At 65.7% G+C, this 16,492-nt stretch carries 14 protein-coding genes and 1 pseudogene; 4 read left to right on the forward strand and 11 right to left on the reverse strand.

Annotated features, from left to right (window positions below):
- Positions 1-26: 26 nt before the first annotated feature.
- The 8 genes and pseudogenes from EB835_RS06985 to EB835_RS07015 form a co-directional block, all read right to left on the reverse strand.
- Positions 27-359, reverse strand: coding sequence for an antitoxin (locus EB835_RS06985; RefSeq protein WP_135808749.1), 333 nt, complete (start codon positions 357-359; stop codon positions 27-29).
- 129 nt (positions 360-488) lie between these two features.
- Positions 489-1,754 (reverse strand): Na+/H+ antiporter NhaA, encoded by a 1,266-nt coding sequence (gene nhaA / locus EB835_RS06990; protein ID WP_240688601.1) that lies wholly within the window; start codon positions 1,752-1,754, stop codon positions 489-491.
- 130 nt (positions 1,755-1,884) lie between these two features.
- Positions 1,885-2,037: a hypothetical protein gene (locus EB835_RS20580; protein ID WP_240688602.1), complete on the reverse strand. Its 153-nt coding sequence runs from the start codon at positions 2,035-2,037 to the stop codon at positions 1,885-1,887.
- Positions 2,038-2,083: 46 nt separating this feature from the next.
- Positions 2,084-3,637: a SulP family inorganic anion transporter gene (locus EB835_RS06995; RefSeq protein ID WP_135808751.1), complete on the reverse strand. Its 1,554-nt coding sequence runs from the start codon at positions 3,635-3,637 to the stop codon at positions 2,084-2,086.
- Between the two features lie 22 nt (positions 3,638-3,659).
- On the reverse strand, positions 3,660-4,394 hold the full coding sequence (locus EB835_RS07000) for an LmeA family phospholipid-binding protein (protein WP_135808752.1): 735 nt from the start codon (positions 4,392-4,394) through the stop codon (positions 3,660-3,662).
- A gap of 73 nt (positions 4,395-4,467) precedes the next feature.
- Positions 4,468-5,193: a LutC/YkgG family protein gene (locus EB835_RS07005; RefSeq protein ID WP_135808753.1), complete on the reverse strand. Its 726-nt coding sequence runs from the start codon at positions 5,191-5,193 to the stop codon at positions 4,468-4,470.
- Positions 5,190-6,716, reverse strand: a complete 1,527-nt coding sequence (locus tag EB835_RS07010; protein ID WP_240688603.1) for a lactate utilization protein B — start codon at positions 6,714-6,716, stop codon at positions 5,190-5,192. Before EB835_RS07010 ends, EB835_RS07005 begins: the two co-directional genes overlap by 4 nt.
- Positions 6,717-7,018: 302 nt before the next feature.
- Positions 7,019-7,708 (reverse strand): annotated as a pseudogene (locus EB835_RS07015) ((Fe-S)-binding protein); the annotation flags it as partial.
- Positions 7,709-7,983: 275 nt separating this feature from the next.
- Between EB835_RS07015 and EB835_RS07020 the strand changes: the two are divergent.
- The gene (locus EB835_RS07020) at positions 7,984-8,904 is read left to right on the forward strand and encodes an SCO6745 family protein (RefSeq protein WP_135808754.1); all 921 of its coding nucleotides are present in this window, start codon (positions 7,984-7,986) and stop codon (positions 8,902-8,904) included.
- Between the two features lie 7 nt (positions 8,905-8,911).
- Here EB835_RS07020 and EB835_RS07025 read toward each other — a convergent pair whose 3' ends face one another.
- From EB835_RS07025 to orn, 3 genes are all read right to left on the reverse strand, one after another.
- Entirely contained in the window at positions 8,912-10,576 is a 1,665-nt protein-coding gene (locus EB835_RS07025; protein WP_135808755.1) for a SulP family inorganic anion transporter, read from the reverse strand.
- Entirely contained in the window at positions 10,573-10,944 is a 372-nt protein-coding gene (locus EB835_RS07030; protein ID WP_135808756.1) for an ArsR/SmtB family transcription factor, read from the reverse strand. The genes EB835_RS07025 and EB835_RS07030 overlap by 4 nt, the downstream gene beginning before the upstream one ends.
- Before the next feature lie 128 nt (positions 10,945-11,072).
- The gene (gene orn / locus EB835_RS07035; RefSeq protein WP_276605988.1) at positions 11,073-11,708 is read right to left on the reverse strand and encodes an oligoribonuclease; all 636 of its coding nucleotides are present in this window, start codon (positions 11,706-11,708) and stop codon (positions 11,073-11,075) included.
- Positions 11,709-11,936: 228 nt separating this feature from the next.
- On the opposite strand from orn, the gene EB835_RS07040 reads away from it, so the two are divergent.
- The 3 genes from EB835_RS07040 to EB835_RS07050 all read left to right on the forward strand — a co-directional run bounded on the left by EB835_RS07040 (position 11,937) and on the right by EB835_RS07050 (position 16,464).
- The gene (locus EB835_RS07040) at positions 11,937-13,556 is read left to right on the forward strand and encodes a hypothetical protein (RefSeq protein ID WP_135808757.1); all 1,620 of its coding nucleotides are present in this window, start codon (positions 11,937-11,939) and stop codon (positions 13,554-13,556) included.
- A 158-nt stretch (positions 13,557-13,714) separates the two neighbouring features.
- On the forward strand, positions 13,715-14,671 hold the full coding sequence (locus EB835_RS07045; RefSeq protein WP_135808758.1) for a tetratricopeptide repeat protein: 957 nt from the start codon (positions 13,715-13,717) through the stop codon (positions 14,669-14,671).
- A 62-nt stretch (positions 14,672-14,733) separates the two neighbouring features.
- Positions 14,734-16,464 carry a hypothetical protein gene (locus tag EB835_RS07050; protein ID WP_240688604.1) on the forward strand — a complete coding sequence of 577 codons (1,731 nt, stop codon included), beginning with the start codon at positions 14,734-14,736 and terminating at the stop codon, positions 16,462-16,464.
- The last annotated feature ends 28 nt before the right edge of the window (positions 16,465-16,492 follow it).

Raw genomic sequence — 16,492 nt, forward strand, 5'->3', positions numbered from 1 at the left:
GATCAGTCGAAACAGAAAGTCAGTGTTCAGCGGCTTCCGGCAGAACCAGTGCCCTCGTCGTCCCCATGCTCGGCTCCGCGACCGTCTGCTCCGCGATTCGTGTCGTCGCGGTCTTTGTCACCGGGCTGATTCGCTCCGCCGGTCTGACCACGGTAATTGCCGATGGCGTCATCGGCCGCATCCCGGGCCTTCTTGATCTTCTCGGAGTGCTTGCCACCGGTCAGGGAGTCGGCGACACCTGCGGCCTTGTCGAGGACCGAGTCAGTGACCTCCTCGGCCTTGTCCGAATTGAGCTTGTCCTTGACCTTGGGATCCTTGGCGAGGTTCTTGGCCTTGTCGAGGAATCTGTCGAATGCCATGGCACGGTCCTTCTCAGTTGGTCGAATGCTCTGTCGATGCTGATCGTGGGGATGGACTTGGACGGTTCGAATCCTAGTGCGGCAGTCTGTGACGGGACTGGCAATCGACAGCGCTCGCCACCGACCCCTTCAGGACTGAGACTTGCGACGGTGGTGGGCGTTCCGGACGATGAGGATGAGCGCGGCGAGCACGGCGGAGATCAGCGAGGCACTGAGAACGGCGACCTTCGCAACATCGTGCTCGACGGAACCGGCTGTGAAGCTGAGTTCGGCGACGAGGAGTGAGACGGTGAAGCCGATGCCGGCGAGCAGTCCGATGCCGGTGAGGTCGGCCCAGCGCAGGCTGGGATCCAGACCTGCGGTGAACCGGGTGACCAACCACGTGGAGGCGAGGATGCCCACCGGTTTGCCCACGATCAGCGCCATCATGATCCCGTAGGTCAGGGGATGGGTGAACGCGGCGGCCAGTCCGTGAGGTCCTCCGATATCGACGCCGGCGGCGAAGAAGGCGAAGACCGGGACGGCGAAGCCGGCAGACAGCGGTCGCATACGGTGCTCGAGCGCCTCGGCGAGGTCGACATCGGCCGTGCGGTTCGAATAGCGGCCGACCATTGCGGGGATCGTGAAGCCCAGCAGCACTCCGGCGATGGTCGCATGGACACCGGAGGCGTGCATGAGTGCCCAGGCGGTGAGCCCGAGGGGGAGGAGGACGACCCATGCTGCCCACGCACGGTCGACGAAGAAGCGACGGAAGCGGCTCGCGATGAGCCCGTAGACGATGATGACACCCAGTGCCGCGGCGAGGGGGAGAACGGCGATCGTCTCGGTGTAGAAGATCGCGATGATGGCGATCGCCAGCAGGTCGTCGACCGCTGCCAGGGTGAGGAGGAAGAGGCGCAGCGCCTTCGGCAGGTGAGAGCCGACGATGGCGAGGACGGCGACGGCGAAGGCGATGTCCGTCGCGGTGGGGATGGCCCATCCGCGCAGCAGCTCCGGGCGGATGAGCAGAAAGCTCGCGCAGGTGAGCGCGGGGACGAGGACTCCGCCGACCGCCGCGGTGATCGGGACGGCGGCAGTGCGGAGTCGACGCAGGTCACCTCGGGTGAACTCCGCCTTGAGCTCGACGCCGACGAGGAAGAAGAAGATCGCGAGCAGCCCGTCTGAGGCCCATTGGCCGATGCTCAGCCTCAGGTGCCAGGGTTCATAGCCGACTTCGACGTCACGGATCGCGAAGTACCCGGGCGAAGCCGGAGAGTTCGCCCAGATCAGGGCGGCAGCGGCGGCAATGAGGAGAAGAGCGCCGCCGACGGTGTCGCGGCGGAGCACAGCCAGAAGTCGCTGACCCGCATCGATCAGTGAGGCCGGCCGTGAAGTGGTCGCAGAAGTGGTCGTCACAGTGATTCCGTTCGTATCGGAGGAGAAGGGAATCCGACCCGAAGGAGCAGCTGTGCTGACTGAACTCAGTTCGTCGACGCTGAGCGTCCGTGCGACGTCGCCGGCACGGACGATGAGGACTGTGGGAGTGTCACACCAGGGGTCGGAGCGGAAGATCTCCGCGCGCGAACGGCTGCGTGCCCGACTGCATCTCGCCCCACGACGTGATGTAGCCGTTGGTGCCCGGGTGCGGAAGAACCCACACTTTCGGGCGGAAGGCGGCATCGGGGGCTGAGTGTGACATCGCGGACAGTCTACCCCAGCCCGCCGGAGAGCCGGGCATGCAGAGTCTAGGTATACGCGTTCATTCCGGTGATCTCCACGCTTGTGCCCAGCGTCTCGTACTTCGTCACGATCGCATCGAGGGCAGCCACGGTCGAGGCGTCCCAGACATGCGATTGCGTCATATCGATGACGACCCGACGGGGATCGTGGGTGTAGTGGAACTGAGTGGTCAGGTCATTCGAGGACGCGAAGAAGAGCTCGCCGCGGACGACATAGCGGGCGACCGCCTCGGTGCCGGTGGAATCATCGTCATCCTGGTCTGCCTCGGGCGCGGTGAGCGTGCGTTCGACGGTGACGAAGTGGGCGACCCGCCGCACGAAGAGCACACTGGCCACGAACACTCCGACGACGACGCCGATGGCGAGGTTGCCGGTGGCGACGACGACCGCGACGGTGGCGATCATGACGAAGGTCTCGGACTTCGGCAGCGTCCGCAGCGTCGAAGGTCGGATCGAATGCCAGTCGAAGGTGTCGACGCAGACCATCATCATGATCGCCGCGAGCGCGACCATGGGGATCATGCCCACGATGTCGCCGAGCACGACGACGAGGATGAGCAGGAACGCTCCGGCCATGAACGTCGAGATCCGGGTCCGGGCGCCCGAGGCGCGGACGTTGATCATCGTCTGCCCGATCATTGCGCAGCCGCCCATCCCGCCGAAGAGTCCGGAGATCATGTTCGCGGCCCCCTGTCCCCAGGATTCGCGGGTCTTGTTCGAGTGCGTGTCGGTGATCTCGTCGACGAGTTTGGCCGTCATGAGCGATTCCATCAGGCCGACCAGCGCCATGGCCAAGGAATACGGCGCGATCGTTGAGAAGGTCTGCCAGGTCAGCGGGATATTCGGAATGAAGAGCTCGGGCAGGCTGCGCGGCAGTTCGCCCTGGTCGCTGACGGTGGGGACGTCGATGGCGAAGACGACGGCGATGCCGGTGATGAGCACGATCGTGACCAGCGGCGCCGGCACGACCTTCGTCAGCTTCGGGATGAACACGAGCACGACGATGCCGATGGCCAGAAGCGGGTAGACCATCCACGGCACCCCGAGGACATGCGGAACCTGGGCTGCGAAGACGAGGATCGACAGGGCGTTGACGAAGCCGACCATGACGCTGCGGGGAATGAAGCGCATGAGCTTCGCGACCCCGGCCACGGCCAGCAGGATCTGGAACACACCGGCGAGCATGACGGTGGCGATGAACATGTCCATCCCGTGCTCGCGGGCGACCGGTGCGATGACGAGTGCCACGGCCCCGGTCGCCGCTGAGATCATCGCGGGACGTCCGCCGAGGAAGGCGATGGAGACCGCCATGACGAAGGCGGAGAACAGGCCGACCTTCGGATCGACTCCGGCGATGATCGAGAACGCAATCGCCTCAGGGATGAGGGCCAGGCCCACGACGAGGCCGGCCAGGACCTCACGGGTGAGCAGCCTCGGTGAGGTCAGCGCGGTGAACACGGTGGGATCGGGGCGGTAGCGCCTGGAATCGTCGGCGGTTTCGGCAGGAACAGGAGTCGTCACGTCGGGAACACTACCCGATCGCCGAGGCGGCCCGAGCATGGCCGTCTGCGCGTCCGGCCGGTCACGGCAGGCTCACGTCGGATCCGTGGAGGCGGACCTGCAGCCCCGCCTCGGTGGCGGTGATGTCGGTGAGTTCGAGACCCGCGGGCAGGAAGTCGAGATCGATGACGATATCGGAGATCGCCGAGGTCAGGAAGGCCGGCAGGCGGTCGAGGGAGATCTCCGTCGTACCCAGTTTCAGCGTCGTCGCATCGACCACGGCCCGACGGCCGTCGGCCTTCGGGTCGATGCCGACGAGCAGATCCTGACCGAGCATCGATCCCTTGAGGAAGAGCTCACCGTCGACTGTGGTGAATGACATCCCCTCCGGCAGATCCGCATGCTCGGCGGCGAGTTCGTCGAGAGTCGAGTGGGGGAGGACCGCAGTGCCGTCGACGGTGCCGATCGGCTTCGACCCGCTGGTCGGCACGTCATAGAGCTTCGCATCGACATCGGTGAAGTCGACTCCCTCATAGCTCGCTTCGGCGGCGGTGACATGCACCGAGTTCAGTTCCCCGGAGGCCAGCTGCGTGAGGACGGGGAAGCCTTCGACGGAGACCTCGGCCTCACCGTAGTCGGCAAGCCCGTCGGCGATGCGCTGCTCCGTGGTGTAGTCGACGATGCGGTCGGCCGCGATCACCCCGATGATGAGCGTGAGGACGATGACGACCGCGGAGACGATGACCGTCGTCCGACGGCTGCGACGTCGTGGCCGGTCATCCGGCCGCGGATACTGAAGGGTCTGGGCCGTGGTCATGGGCTCCATTGTTCCGCACTCGCCGATCCGTTCGCACACGGAGGTCCGGCAGAGCCGACAGCTCCCGGTCTGTTCAGGCCTCGAGGATGATGACGTCGAGGGTGCGCGGACCATGCACACCTTCGACCCGGCTGAGTTCGATATCGCTCGTGGCCGAGGGCCCGGAGATGAACGTCAGCGGCGCGTGCGCGTCGAGTCGGGCGATCCCCTCGGGGACGATGTCGACGATGTCGCCCGTCCGGACGATGCACACGTGATGGTCGGGCACGAGCGTGATCGCCCGCCGCCCGGATGTGGAGGATCCGTCGAGGACGATCGTCCCGGTCTGTGCGATCGCCACCGCCGAGGCGGTCACCACCGCCCCCTGAGCATCGAGCTCGTCGACACTGAGTTCCTCACCCGGAGAGTCGACCCGCACATCACCGGAGAACCCGGCCAGCCAGGTCTCGTCGAGACCGCGGGGCACGACGACCGAGGAATGGTCGCCGATGAGTTCGGCGATCGTCTCCCCGGGATCGCCTGAGGCGCGGTGGACGTTGGCCTTGTAGTCGACGAGGCGGTCGATGAGCAGGTCGACGAGGTCCTCACCCGTGTGCGCACCCTCATGGTGGTAGCCGGAGTCGGCTGCGGTGGCCTCGGTGGCTGCGGGACCGTCCGTCGTATCGACGTCATCCGCGTTCGCCGGGGCGGCAGACGCCGACGTCGTCCTCACAGTCGAGGACACGTACTCTCCGCCGCCGCGGCGACCGAGTGCCTCATTGATGCGGGCGAGGATCTCCTCGCGGGCGGTGTCGGTCATCGCTGTCCCTTCTCGTCGCTGCCGTCAGCTTCCTCTTCGGCCCACAGCTGCCGGAAGCTCTTCTCCGGCAGGGCTGGGATGTCACGGCTCGACGTCCAGGCGCCGGCGATTCCGGGCAGGTCGTTGATCTGCTCACCGCCGGTGACCTTGTGCGCCAACGGCAGGCCCTTCTCCGCAGCAGTCATCCGCTTCCCGTCGCTCATCATCCACGATGCACCGGTGAGGGCGGCATCGAGCTGGGAGGACACGGGGGAGTGGTTGGCCTTGACGTCTTCGCCCCGCAGGTGGACGAGGATCTCCGGGATGTTGATCTTCACGGGACACACGTCGTAGCAGGCCCCGCACAGACTGGAGGCATAGGGCAGCGAACCGTTCGCCTCGTCCTCGACTCCGGTGAGCAGCGGGGAGAGGATTGCACCGATCGGTCCCGGGTAGGTCGAGCCGTAGGCGTGACCGCCGGTGCGTTCGTAGACGGGGCACACGTTCATGCACGCCGAGCAGCGGATGCAGTTGAGCGCGGTGCGGCCATGCTCGTCGGCCAGTGCTCGGGTGCGGCCGTTGTCGAGGAGGACGAGGTGGACGTTCTGTGGTCCGTCACCCTCGAACTTGCCGGTCCAGAACGAGGTGTACGGGTTCATCCGCTCACCGGTCGACGATCGCGGCAGCAGCTGCAGGAAGACCTCGAGGTCGGCGAAGCGGGGCAGCAGCTTCTCGATGCCCATCACGGTGATGAGAGTCTCCGGCAGGGTCAGGCACATGCGCCCGTTGCCCTCGGATTCGACGACGCCGAGGGTGCCGGTCTCGGCGATGCCGAAGTTCGCTCCGGAGATCGCGACCTTCGTGGTGAGGAATTTGTGGCGCAGATGTTTCCGGGCCGCCTCGGCGAGGACAGCCGGTTCGTTCGTCAGCTGCCCGGCATCGGGCATCTTGTCCATGAAGATCTCACGGATCTCATCCCGGTTGCGGTGGATGGCGGGAACGAGGATATGGCTGGGCTTGTCGTCGCCGAGCTGGACGATGAGTTCGGCCAGATCCGTCTCGAACGCATCGATGCCTTCGGCCTCGAGGTGTTCGTTGAGCCCGATCTCCTGGGTGGCCATCGACTTGACCTTGATGACCTCGCGGCGGCCGGACTCGAGGACCGGGGCATTGTCTTCGACGAGTTCGGTGACGATGGCATTGGCCTCATCGGCGTCCCTGGCCCAGTGGATGATGCCGCCGGCGGCGGTGAACGCGGCCTCGAACTGCGCGAGGTATTCGGGCAGGTTCTCCATCACTTCGTTCTTCGTGGCCTCACCGGCGTCGCGGAGTCGCTCCCAGTCGTCGAGCTCGGAGACGACCTCGGCGCGCTTCGACCGGATCGTCGAGGTCGCATGGCCGATGTTGTTGCGGAGCTGCTGGTTCGACAGATGCTGCTGCGAGGCCTCGGGGAAGGCTTCGGCTTCGACGATATTGCCCTGCCCGCCGGGCAGATCGCTGTGCGCGTGCTTCGAACGCAGCAGCGGCATTCCCAGAAACGTCATCGCAGACTCCCTCCGCTCACTTCGGCTCCTTCGCTGGGCACCCGCAGCGGGTCCTCCTTCGTCGAGGCGAGGATCCGGGCCAAGTGGACCGCGGCCTGACCGACGCGGAAGCCGGCCTGGGCGCTGCTCGGTTCGGCCGGGGCGGTGCCTGCCTCACCCGGGGTGAGATGGTCGTCGTCGACGGCCCCGACGACGGTCGTCAGCGTCTCTGTCGTCCGGCCCCGGTCATCGGTCGAGCTCGTCTCCTTGACGTGCACGGCCGTGACATCGGGAGTTCCCCCGAAGCCGCCGGTGCGTTCGAACCGGGACATTCCGCCGCCGATGTGCAGCAGACAGGAGGCGTCGCCGCCGGTGCAGACATCGGCTTCGGTGGCTTGGACGGTGCGGACTTTGTCGGCGAGCATCGCCGAGGAGACCTCCGGGTTCTTCACGGAGAAGGTGCCGCCGAATCCGCAGCAGGCATCGGCCAGCGGCAGTTCGACGAAATCGATGCCCTCGACGGACCTGACGAGCGAGGACTGCCGGTCACCGAGGTGGAGCAGCCGCATTCCATGACAGGACGGGTGATAGGTCACCCGGTGCGGGAAGTACGAGCCCAGGTCGGCAGCGGCATCCGTGACGCCCTCGACGTCGGTGAGGAATTGGGTGAGCTCATAGGTGCGGTCGGCCACCTCGGCGGCCTCAGAGGCCAGACCGTCGTTGCCCATCCTGCGCGCGACCATCGGCTGCTGATGGCTCAGGGAGGCCACGCATGAGGCGGAGGGAGCCACCGCGGCGTCCCATTCGGTGCTGGTGAAGGCACGGACATGGTTGGCGATGACGGGTTCGGCCTGCGCGAATTTGCCGGAGTTGATGTGCATCTGCCCGCAGCAGGACTGGCCCTCGGGAAAGATCACCTCATGGCCGAGGCGGCGGAGTACTCTCACGGTTGCCTGAGCAACTTCGGGGTACATCGCATCGACAATGCAGGTGGCGAACAGTGCGATCCTCATCTGACCTCCAAGCCGGACGCTGTGGGCGGGATCGCTGGCCGACCGGGACGATGCCGAGGGCACAAACGGTCCGTGTCTTTCCTTGCCCAGACGGTAGCACCGGGGGTCGGGCCTGCAAATGCGGACGACCGAACGGGCGCGCCGATCGGCGAATCGACGCGGAAGACCAGTCGCCTCGGGGGAGGGCAGAGCGATTTAGGTCCTAAGTCACTGCGCTAAGTCACGGCACGCTGTGGCGCATTTACCTGGGACGGGACCGCCCATAGGATGACGATATGGATTCCCAGCGCACACAGAACATCAGAACGGTCTCGGCCCGCATCAACTCCTTCCACTCGTCGATCTACTTCTCACAGACGGTCGGCGCCGAATATGCCGCGCACGGACTCGAGCCGGGTGTCGAGGGCAATATGGCCGCGCGATCTGCTCCGTTGGGGAGGGTGAATCCCGGAGTCGTCAGCGCCGCATACTACAACTACTCCCCGGATTTCGTCGCCGATATGCTGCCCCGTCTGTGGGAGACGGTGTCCCCGGAGCAGATGGTCCAGGCCCGCTTCGACGCCGTGAGCGCGTACATGTCCGAACTCTTCGGCGACCGTGACGACATCGCCCTGCTCACCGAGGCCGCCACCCAGATCACGGAGACGCTGGCGCCCGTGCTCGCCGCCATGGACTTCTCCGGACGCACCCTGGCTGCGGCCACCGCCGATGTCATCGGCGGCCACCAGGCGAACACCGCGTTCGAGAGGATGTGGGACGTGGCGACCGTGGCCCGCGAATTCCGCGGAGACGGCCATGTCGCCTCGCTCGTCACCGCCGGCGTGCCCGGAATCGACGCCCTGATGCTCGACGTCGCGACCGGCGCCGGGTTCCGTCCGCGAGCGGCGCAGAAGACCCGCGGCTTCACCGACGAGGAATGGCAGACCGCGCAGACCAGGCTCGCCGAGGCGGGGCTGATCACCGTGGACAAGGACGACCGCGGATTCGACCTTCCCACCATCACCGAGGCGGGACGTGACCTGAAGGAACAGGTCGAAGTCCTCACCGACGGCACTGTCGCAGCCGCGTGGTCGGTCCTCGACGACGAGACGATCGAATCGCTTCGCTCACCGAGCCGTGACCTGCTGCGTGTCATCGCGAAGTCCGGTGCCTTCCCCTCGACCATCTTCGCTCGTCCCGAGAAGAAGGCCGGCTGAGCCGCGATCAGGTCTGCCGTGCCCGCTCCACATGGGATCGGGCATGGACGATGGCCGTGGGCAGATCGTCGAAGAGATGCTTGTGATGTCGCAGAGCGTCGAGCACCCCGACGCGGCGGAAGAGACCCGCGTGCCCGTCCTTGACGCCCTTGATGAGCACCGTGATGCCGCGCCGCTCGAACGCCCGGACCATGTCGCTGAGGATATGGGCCCCGGTGGCATCGACGAGTTCGAGCTGGGACATGCGCAGCACGACGACCGTGACACCGTCCAGCCGCATCACCTCGTCGAAGATCCGATCCGCCGAGGCGAAGAACAGCGGTCCACGGAAGTGGACGATCGCGATCGATTCGTCACTCGGACTCACCTCGGTGCGGTCGGAGAGCCGTTCGATGCGCACCGAGGTGGCAGATGAGAGTTTGCGCAGAGCGAAGAACGCGGCCACGACGACACCGATGCCCACGGCCACGATGAGGTCGAAGGACACGGTGATGAGCGCAGTGATGACGAAGCCTGCGGCATCGGACTTCGTCGAGCGCAGGATCGAGAGCATCGTGCCCACGCGGACCATCCGCACGGCGGTGACGAAGAGGACCCCGCCGAGAGCCGCCAGCGGGATCTGGCTGACCGGAGCTGCGGCGACGAGCACGATGAGCAGCAGCACGAGCGCATGGACGATGGACGCCAAGCGGGTGCGGCCGCCGGCGCGGATATTCACCGAGGTCCGGGCGATGGCACCCGTCGCCGGGATGCCGCCGAAGAGTGAGGACCCGATCGAGGCGATGCCCTGACCGACCAGTTCCCGGTCGGGCTGATAGGCACCGGCATCGGACATCGACGAGGCGACCCTGGCCGAGAGCAGCGACTCGATGGCCGCCAGCGCCGCGATAGTCCCGGCCGCCGGCAGCAGCGTGGGCATCGCAGACAGATCGATGACCGGCAGGGTGGGACTCGGCAGGGACTGCGGAATGGTGCCGATCGTCGCCAGGGGAGTGGGGACGATGCCGGCGATGACGGTGACGATGATGATGCCGACGAGAGAGCCGGGGATCGAGGCGTGGATCTTCGGTGCCACCACCATGCACACGGCGACGATCGCCACCGCACCGAGCGAATAGGGCAGATAGGACCAGTCCGCCTCGGCGATGAGCTGAGTCGCGGCGACGAAGGCGTTCGTACTGTGTTCTCCCGGCCGCGAGGATTCGGCTGTGGTCACGAACGGCACCTGCTGGAGGAAGATGATCGCGGCGATGCCCACGGTGAAGCCCTCGATGACGGGCCAGGGGATGAACGAGACGGTGCGCCCCAGGCGCAGCAGACCGGCGACGACGACGATGATGCCGGCGATGAGGGTGACGGCGATGACCGCGTGCGCTCCGTGGCTGGCGACGATGGGCACGAGCACGACGGCCATCGCCCCGGTCGGTCCGGAGATCTGCAGATGGGAGCCGCCGAAGACCGCGGCGAGGAATCCGGCCACGATGGCGGTGATCAGACCCTGCTCAGCAGTCAGCCCGGAACTGACACCGAAGCCGAGTGCCAGCGGGAGGGCGACGATGCCGACGGTGGCCCCGGCCAGCAGGTCCTTCGGCCAGGAGCGCCGGGTCTCTCGGTAGTCGCCGAGCGAGGGCAGCATGGAGCGAGCGCGCAGGAGAAATGATGCTGCGCTCATGCGGTGTCCGTACCCGAGATCTGCGGGAGGGTACGGGCCTGGCTGAGCCGTTCCTCGTCGTCTTCGAGCATGCTCAGCAGCAGACCGCGAGCCACAGCCAGCAGTTCGGCGGTGCGGCGGTCGACCAGTCGGTAGTAGACATGGCTGGCCCTCCGTTCGGAGACGACGAGGCGGTGCCGACGCAGCACAGCGAGGTGCTGAGACAAGTGCGAGGCCTCGAGGCCGGTCTCCGACTGGAGGTCGGCGACGCTGACCTCCGAAGCACCGGAGAGGAGCTCGAGAATGCGGATGCGGAACGGGTGGGCGAGGCCCTTGAAGAGGTTCGCCTTGACCTCATAGAGCGGCTGCTGAGAGTGATTCAATGGCATGATGAAATCATCATATCGAAGAGTGAGAGATGCGGTGGGGCGGTCTCAGTCAGTGAAAAGCCCGGTTCCGCGGGTGCGGAACCGGGCTGTGCCGGCGCAGTCAGGCAACGACTGCGTGGAGGAGGTGCTCAGCCTTCGTCGGACACACTCGTATCGGTGAGATTCGAGTAGTTCTCGGCCACCTCGGCGGCAATCGATTTCGCCTCATCGGAACTCGGTCCCTCGGCGGAGAACACTGCCCTGCGGTAGTACTGGAGCTCGATGATCGAGTCGATGATGTCGCCGAGCGCGCGGTGTCCGCCGTGCTTGGCCGGAGCCTGGAAATAGGCCCGGGGGAACCACTGCTTGGCCAGTTCCTTGATCGATGAGACGTCGATGATCCGGTAGTGCAGGTGCTCGACGAGTTCAGGCATCTGCTTGGTGAGGAACACCTTGTCGGTGCCCACGGAGTTCCCGCCCAGCGGAGCCTTGCCCGACTCGGGGACATGCTTCTTCACGTATTCGAGGACCCGGGTCTGCGCCTCGGCGACGGTGGCGCCCGCATCGAGTTCGGTGATCAGGCCCGAGGTGGTGTGCATATTCGTGACGAACTCGTTCATATTCGCCCGTGCATCCGCCGAGGGCCTGATGACGATGTCGATTCCGTCATCAAGGGGGTTGAGCTCGAAGTCGGTGACGATCGCAGCCACCTCGATGAGTTCGTCCCGCACCTCGTCGAGGCCGGTCATTTCGCAGTCGATCCACACAATTCTGTTGTTGCTCACCCACCCAGCTTAGGGCAGGCAACGGCGATCGGGACATTCCGGGGTGGAAACTGCGCCTGCCCGCGGCCGGGTCACGGCCGCCTCGGCGAGGGCCGAGGATCGGGTTGGGCGTGTGAACGTCGACACACACTGAACGTGCGCACAAAGGCGATGTCCGGAATGTGACTTAAACTTGAAGTGTCCCCGAACCAGGGGTGCCATTTTGCTCGGCTGAGGGAAGGTTCGCACGTGCGCTACACATTCGCTGTGATTCTCATGGTGGTGGGTGTCATCGTCGGTGGCCTCGGCATCCTGCAGAAGACCCTGTGGGCGCCGGAGGATACGATCACTGCCACTGCGCAGATCGACGCCGACAAACCGGCAGTCATCGTCGACCCCGGAATGCTCAACCTGTACGAAACCCCTGCGACTCTGACGGCCGAGGGCAGCGGTGATCTCACGATCGCCCAAGCTCCGATCGAGAACGTCGAAGCCTGGGCGGGACAGTCTGCCTATGATCGTGTCACCGGCCTCGCCGAAGGCGGCAAGCTCACGACTAAGGCCACCGACGGTGAGGGCAAGGTGTCCGATCCGTCCGGAGACGATCTGTGGCAGTCGCAGGTCACCGGCACCGACTCGGTGGAACTGGAATGGAACGACGATGCCAACCGCACCGGTTTCCTCATCGCCGGTGACGGCGAGGCAGGACAGGTCAAGTCCGTGACCCTCACCTGGCCCAACCATGCCGAGACCCCCTGGGCGATCCCGCTGATGATCATCGGCGGCGTCGTCTTCATCATCGGCGTCGCCCTCCTCTTCCTCGGCGCGAACAGATCGAAGAAGGAAGCGGACCGACGCAAGGCACGCCAGGAGCGTCGCCGCAAGCTCGCCGAATACGGCACCGCATTCGCCGTCGTCCCCGTGCTGGCGCTGAGCGCCTGCGGTCCCGAAGAGCTGCCGAAGCCCGAACCCTCCGAGGCTCCGAGCTCTGCGGTCGCAGGAGTCACCGACGACCAGGCCAAACGGATCCTCGATTCCGTGGCCGAAGACGTCAACGCCGCGGACAAGAAGACCGATGGGAAGGCGCTGGCCCAGCGCGCCGCCGGTCCCGCACTCAAACAGCGTGAAGACCTGTACAAGGTGAAGGAAGACGTCGAGGATCAGAAGATGGCGCCGGCCGTGGCCAGCGAAGAGATCGTCGCCAACTACACCACCGCCACTGATGCGTGGCCGCGCGTGACCAGCCTGATCACCTCCGCCGGCGGGAACTCGCAGCTGCTCGTGCTGACCCAGGAGGATCCGCGCAGCAACTACAAGCTGTGGTCGCAGACCCAGCTGACCAGCGGCACGGAGCTGCCCGAACTGCCCGACTCCCGTCAAGGCGCGAAGATGCTCGAGCCGGGAGCCGACGAGTTCGCCACCACCCCGGAGAAGGCAGTCGCCGACTATGCGAAGGCCCTCGGCAACGGGCAGGATTCGAAGGAAGCGAAGAAATTCGAGTCCGACGACTTTGCCAAGTCCATCTGGAAGAACCAGAAGGAGCAGAAGGACAGCGCCGAATCCGGCAAGGCCGAGGTGAAGTACAAGTACACCCCGGGCAAGGAACTCGTCGCCCAGGGCACGGCCGGTGACGCCGCCATCGTCACCGGAGTCGTCGACGCCGAGTCGACGATCAGCCCCGAGTCGAACGACGGACGCACAGGCACCCTGTCCCTGTCGTCGCCGCAGAAGGAACTCGTCGGTTCCGGGTCGACTCAGGAACCGGTGACGACGAAGACCACTCAGGTGCTCACTTTCCTCGTGCCCAAGGACGGCAAGGTCAAGCTCATCGGCGGTCTCGAGACCCTCGCCGGAGCCGAGGCCGGCTGACGGCTGAAGAATCGGCACCGCAGCACTCGGTCCCTGACGGCTGAGGAAATAGCCGCAGGCGCACCGGTGTTGATACGTTCTGTTGGATGAACATGGACCAGGGGCGGGACGGATTTCGCCGGGCCCACAGACCGCGTCACAAAGGAGACCACGTGTCAATGGATCCCTCACAGGAGAACACGCAGCCCGATCAGGGACTCGACCTGTCGGCTGTGCGCAGCAAGAACATGCCTGCCGAACAGGATGGATCGACAGGTGCTGCCGCGGCGAGCGCCGGCGGTCCCGCAGGTCAGGATCCGAACGCAGTCGACGTTCCGGGGCTGGTCTTCGACGTCGACGAATCGACGTTCACCAGCCTCGTCGCGATCTCCGACCGAGTGCCCGTCGTCGTCGATCTGTGGGCCGAATGGTGCGAGCCCTGCAAACAGCTGTCGCCGATCCTCGAACGCGTCGTCACCTCCTACGGGGGCCGGCTCGTGTTGGCGAAGGTCGACGTCGATGCGAACCCGCGCCTGCAGCAGGCCTTCGGCGTTCAGTCGATTCCCACGGTCGTCGCCCTCATCAAGGGCCAGCCCGTCCCGCTGTTCCAGAGCGCTCTGCCCGAACCGCAGGTCCAGGCCTATTTCGATGAGCTGCTCAAACTGGCTGGCGAGAACGGTGTGACCGGATACGCGGTCGCCGGCGGAGCCGAACCCGAACCGGCGGGCCCCGCCCACCCGGAGGCTGAAGAAGCACTCGCCAACGGCGACTTCGACACCGCCGAGAGCCTGTTCAAAGCCGCACTGGCGAACTCTCCGGCCGACGAGGACGCGAAGTTCGGTCTCGCCCGGGCAGGGCTGGGCCGCCGCCTCATCGACCAGGAACCGACCGATCTCATCGCCGCCGCAGATGCGGCCCCCACGGACGTCGAAGCCGCGAAGGCGGCCGCAGATGCCGAGGTCGTCAGCGGTCATGCCGGCAGCGCCTTCAACCGACTCATCTCCCTCATCCGCACCTCTGCCGGTGATGAGAAGGAGTCCCTGCGCCTGCGGGTCCTCGAACTCTTCGAGGTCCTCGGCGCCGACGACCCAACCGTGACCAAGGCACGGACCGCACTCATGAGGGCACTGTTCTGATCCAGAGAATCCGACTCATCACCGCCATCCTCTTCGGCGTAGCCGCACTCACGCTCGTCGGATTGGTCATCTCTGCGCTCTCGGTCGTCGGCACCGACGAGATCACCGAGACGCCTGCGTTCGAAGTCAAGGACGGCGCCTACGCCGTCGTCCTCGATGAAGCGATCGTGCCCTATTCGGGTTCGAGCGTGACCGTGACGGCGAAGAACTCGAAGGGCACGGAGCTGTTCGTCGGCACCGCCAGCGGGGTGGATGCCGACAGCTACCTCGACGGGGTGGCGCAGGAGCAGATCAGTGATGTGTCGTTCCCGAATTCGGCCTCCCACCGGTTCACTCCCGGTGATGAGAAGCCGGAGGCCGATATCACCGACCGCGACTGGTGGATCAGCAAGGACACGGGCCCAACGGTCGCGAAGACCTTCGACCTCGATGCCGAGCCGCAGATGCTCGTCATCGCCCCTGCGAACTCCGATGACAGTCTCGATGGAACGACGGTGAGCCTCAAGATGCGCGTCAAGGGCGTGTTCGCACTCAGCCTGCTCGGCATCGCCGGCGCCATCATCCTCGCCGGATTCTCCGTGTTCTTCTTCATGCGCTGGTGGAGCTCACGCATCCGCCCACCTAAGAAGGACTCCGGAGGGACAGGCAAGGACGACGACGGCAGCGGTCCTGTCAACGGTGACTCCGGCCGGGGGTCTGCCGACGGGCGTGCGGTCACAGGCGAGCCGGGTCCGGCGACTCAGCCGATCTCGACAGTGCAGCCGGGCATGGGCGGCCAAGCCCCGCCTCGGCGACGGGATCTGCGGAATCGTCGTTCCCTGCGCGCGGTGACGGCGGCCATGATGGGCACCGGACTCGTGCTCAGCGGCTGCGCGAACATGCCGGTCGCCAAACCCAGCAGTCCCGATGTCACCCCGTACGAACGCACAGCGGTGCGCCCCGGCGAGGCTGGGAAATTCATGACGAGCTACACGGAATCGCTGGACAAGACACTCGGGGACAAGGGCAGCGACCTGGACAAGATCCAGGCGGCACCGCTCATCGACCACACCCGCGCACAGATCCAGATCGCGGACAAGGCGAAGCAGAAGCTGCGCGCACCGGATTTCACCGAGGTCGTCGCCGGCAGCCCGAGCTTCACTGAGTACCCGATGTGGTTCTACGCCTTCGGCACCGCGGACAAGAAGTCCACGGACGGGGACAAGCAGCTGACTCAGGTGATGCTGGTGACGCGGGAATCGGCATCGACCGATTCGCTCGTGCGCTCAGCGTCCTATATTCCCAGCGATCAGATGCCGACCCTCATGGCCGATGACCGCGGCGCGGTGGAGAAGGGGCCGGAGGAATTCGCCGCCGATATGACCACCGCATCCGATGACGTCTCAGCGTTCCTCGTCGACGGCAAGGGGAAGTCAGGGGGGCCCGAAGGACTCAAGGAAGGCGGATTCAAGGGGTTCCGCGATTACGTGGGCGACCTGCGGGACAAGGACTCCGGCTTCGACAAGGTCGACGTCGACTGCAAGCCCTATGAGGACCTCAAGTTCGAGGACATGAGCTTAAGCACCGAGAACGGTGCGATCGGGATGGGCGAAGTCCGCTGCACGCTGACGATCAAGGCGCCGTCCGACTACGCTCTCGACCTCGGCGACACAGTCGAAGCAGTGAAGACGAACGACAAAGAGGGCGACACCATCAAGGTCGACACCGCACACCCGTATGTGCTGATGAAGACCGATGACGAGCTCACCGCCGTCGCCACTGACTGGAACGTCCTGTCCTCCCGCGTCGAGTGAAGCGGGGCCGCGGTCGGCGCGACGAGAG

Source organism: Brevibacterium sp. S22 (genome assembly GCF_004745485.1).
GTDB lineage: Bacteria > Actinomycetota > Actinomycetes > Actinomycetales > Brevibacteriaceae > Brevibacterium.

Coding starts and splice junctions, on each gene's coding strand:
- EB835_RS06985 (WP_135808749.1), bottom strand. CDS start 359: ATGGCATTCGACAGATTCCTCGACAAGGCCAAGAACCTCGCCAAGGAT.
- EB835_RS20580 (WP_240688602.1), bottom strand. CDS start 2,037: ATGTCACACTCAGCCCCCGATGCCGCCTTCCGCCCGAAAGTGTGGGTT.
- EB835_RS06995 (WP_135808751.1), bottom strand. CDS start 3,637: ATGCTCGGGCCGCCTCGGCGATCGGGTAGTGTTCCCGACGTGACGACT.
- EB835_RS07000 (WP_135808752.1), bottom strand. CDS start 4,394: ATGACCACGGCCCAGACCCTTCAGTATCCGCGGCCGGATGACCGGCCA.
- EB835_RS07005 (WP_135808753.1), bottom strand. CDS start 5,193: ATGACCGACACCGCCCGCGAGGAGATCCTCGCCCGCATCAATGAGGCA.
- EB835_RS07010 (WP_240688603.1), bottom strand. CDS start 6,716: ATGACGTTTCTGGGAATGCCGCTGCTGCGTTCGAAGCACGCGCACAGC.
- EB835_RS07020 (WP_135808754.1), top strand. CDS start 7,984: ATGGATTCCCAGCGCACACAGAACATCAGAACGGTCTCGGCCCGCATC.
- EB835_RS07025 (WP_135808755.1), bottom strand. CDS start 10,576: ATGAGCGCAGCATCATTTCTCCTGCGCGCTCGCTCCATGCTGCCCTCG.
- EB835_RS07030 (WP_135808756.1), bottom strand. CDS start 10,944: ATGCCATTGAATCACTCTCAGCAGCCGCTCTATGAGGTCAAGGCGAAC.
- EB835_RS07045 (WP_135808758.1), top strand. CDS start 13,715: ATGGATCCCTCACAGGAGAACACGCAGCCCGATCAGGGACTCGACCTG.